This is a genomic window from Streptococcus sp. HMSC065C01 (assembly GCF_001813525.1).
Lineage (GTDB): Bacteria > Bacillota > Bacilli > Lactobacillales > Streptococcaceae > Streptococcus > Streptococcus parasanguinis_V.
Genome location: NZ_KV812854.1, coordinates 1 through 534 on the forward strand (window position 1 = coordinate 1; position 534 = coordinate 534).

Here is a 534-nt window from a genome sequence, read left to right on the forward strand (position 1 = left end):
TTTTGAAAGAAGAGTACCTTCCTGTAGCAAACCCGATTGATAAACCAAGAGAAGATTAAAGAAAAGAGAAGCCCAGCTCCTAGAAAATAGCCTTGAGGTAAGGGATGAACTTTTAATTCTTCTAAATGTAAGTAGCTGTAGTAACTAATAGCCAATAAAAAAGGAAACCACCAGATAAACCATGTGATTCCCTTTAGTTTACGATGAAAAACTCGAACTCTTTTTCCCCGATAGGTAAAGAGTTTCATAGCGCATCACCTCCTAGTTTTCCTTCTTATTTTCTACCGGTTTGTTTTCTTTAGTCGGTGCACCTCCAGCTTTTTTCTTGATTTTAGAAGCAAAGAGCTTATAGATATCATTACGATTGACGTGGGTATGCGTGATAACAATATCTTCTAGTTCAACTTCTTCTCGGTATTTAATTCCTAAGTCTTCAATTTCAGACTCAGACATATCTGCGATAGTGAAAAAGAGGGTTTCGTGCTGGACAGAAGAGTGAATCCCTACGACAATTCCACGGATCTCACCTGTATT

At 37.8% G+C, this 534-nt stretch carries 2 pseudogenes; both read right to left on the minus strand.

The features are described 5' to 3' along the window. A pseudogene (locus HMPREF2918_RS04560) lies at positions 1–248 on the minus strand (cell division protein FtsK); the annotation flags it as partial. Positions 249–261: 13 nt separating this feature from the next. Continuing rightward, a pseudogene (locus HMPREF2918_RS04565) lies at positions 262–534 on the minus strand (conjugal transfer protein); the annotation flags it as partial.